The sequence below is a fragment of the Acinetobacter sp. V2 genome, from assembly GCF_001188385.1.
GTDB lineage: Bacteria > Pseudomonadota > Gammaproteobacteria > Pseudomonadales > Moraxellaceae > Acinetobacter > Acinetobacter oleivorans.
Genome location: NZ_JZFB01000001.1, coordinates 7,851 through 9,830, shown reverse-complemented (window position 1 = coordinate 9,830; position 1,980 = coordinate 7,851). Strand labels below are relative to the sequence as shown.

Below are 1,980 nucleotides of genomic sequence, written 5' to 3'. Positions count from 1 at the left end.
CTTATGAGCCACAAAGCCACATGCCAGCCATAATGTGTGCACAAAAATAATATCGTAGGCATTCCGACAATGCTTACTATCGAAAATGACGCGATCACCGTCGCCAACATTTTTCCCCGTAAGTTAGGCGGCACATTGTTTATCAATATACTTATACCCACACCCATTGTCGTACCACCAACCAACCCTGCACAAAATCGTAGTGCAAGCAGAAGACTAAAACTGGATGTAGATGTAGTCAAAAGTGTCAGTAGGCCCAATAGCACCATATTGGCAATTAAAAAATGTTTCTTATTGAAATGATCAATCCAGTAAAAAGCAATAATTCCCGAAAGAACAGCGCCAAGTGTATACATACCGGACACATAGCCTGAGAATGATACAGGCACTGCGAAATCTGTTGCCATAAAAACAAAAACAGGGTTGAACACCATATATTCCAGTGCATTGGTGAACTGGACAAAAGCAATTACAAGGGCTATCCGCATGAGAGCTTTATGATTAAATATCTGCATGACTGGGGGCATAGCAAGCAACCTATGGATGAAAGATATCCGAGTTTAGCTGCTATCAATCGTGTTTATTATATGGTAGAAATGGCACTTATTATTATCAAATATGGGATAATTAATGCGTCCAGCTCTCGATTTTAATGCCTTGAAAGTGTTCATTGCGGTGGTTGAAAGAGAAAGTTTTGTTGGAGCATCGAAAATCCTTGAAATGCCGACATCAAACGTTAGTCGCTGTATTTCTCAGTTAGAAGAAAAATTGGATCTTCAGCTCATTGAGCGTAGCACCCGACATATGAAACTCACTCAGGCGGGGCAGCTACTCTACACTCGAGCAAAGCCATTACTGGAAGCACTTGAGCAAACTGAGACAGAATTAACGTTGCGGCAAATGCAACTCAAAGGCCCATTGCGAATCTGTATTCCAAATGAAATAGGTCCTGCATTGCTGGGTCCTGTTATTGCCGATTTTGCCTGTCAGTACCCAGACCTAGAGATCAGCTGTGTCACAAATTTATCAGGTTTCGAATCTCTGCGAGATGATCTGGATTTAGCTATCATTATTACCCGTGGTCAGATGGATAACAGTGACTACATCGCCCGTCATCTGGTGACTATCCCTTGCACCATTGTTGCAGCCCCATCCCTCATTCAGCATTACGGCACCCCGACTCATATCCAGCAGTTTGAAGAATTGCCCTGTATTACAACAGTAAGTGCACTTAAAGGTGCTCCTTGGCAATTTGTCAATAAAAAGGGGGAATTCGAGACCATCAAAGTTAAAGGGCATTATCGGGTAAATAGCGGAGAGATGGCCGGACAAGCCGCGATATCAGGTGTCGGTTTCGCAATTCTATCGAAACAAGCTTGCCAACCCTATATTAGCGATGGACGTTTAATCGAGATTGAGTTTGAACAATCGGCAGCCCCATTGCAATTGTTCGCACTTTATTCAAATCGTCGTTACTTACCAGCTAAAACAAGAGCACTTATAGATTTCATACAGCAGAAATTGAGTGATAGTTTGAGCTGATAAAGTTACTTTCTTTTTGCTGTTTATTTCCTCACTCATTTTAGGAATCCTTTTTGCCAATCAGTCTCAATTTGTTAAGATGGCAACCTTGAGAAATTAAGTTAAGCTCTCACACACTGTTGACTCAATTTTGACATAAAAAAGGTACACTAAAAGGTATACTTTTTTCTTTGATTAAGTCCAATTCATACAAAAGTTGTTAGAATTGGTTAGATGACCAAACGTAAAATATTATTGATTTTTTAAGGGTTTATTACGCATGAATAGCGCTGAAATCATGGCTGATCTTTCCACCCACACTCCAATGATGCAGCAATATCTCAAGGTTAAAAAAGACTATCAACATGCGTTGCTGTTTTATCGTATGGGCGACTTTTATGAACTATTCTTTGAAGATGCCCATTTAGCAGCTAAACTTTTAGGTATTACCTTAACCCA

Annotated in this window: 3 protein-coding genes; 2 read left to right on the top strand and 1 reads right to left on the bottom strand. The window is 40.5% G+C overall.

All coding sequences use genetic code 11. The features are described 5' to 3' along the window. Positions 1-527: MFS transporter (locus UC75_RS19330; protein ID WP_228136960.1), on the bottom strand; the 527-nt coding region annotated here is incomplete at its 3' end. Between the two features lie 103 nt (positions 528-630). On the opposite strand from UC75_RS19330, the gene UC75_RS00045 reads away from it, so the two are divergent. After that, the gene (locus UC75_RS00045) at positions 631-1,542 is read left to right on the top strand and encodes a LysR family transcriptional regulator (protein WP_049836270.1); all 912 of its coding nucleotides are present in this window, start codon (positions 631-633) and stop codon (positions 1,540-1,542) included. A gap of 259 nt (positions 1,543-1,801) precedes the next feature. Further along, on the top strand, positions 1,802-1,980 hold a 179-nt coding region (locus tag UC75_RS19325; protein ID WP_228137187.1), incomplete at its 3' end, for a hypothetical protein.

Excerpts from the sequence above, each read along its gene's own strand:
- UC75_RS00045 (WP_049836270.1), top strand. The coding sequence starts at position 631 with ATGCGTCCAGCTCTCGATTTTAATGCCTTGAAAGTGTTCATTGCGGTG.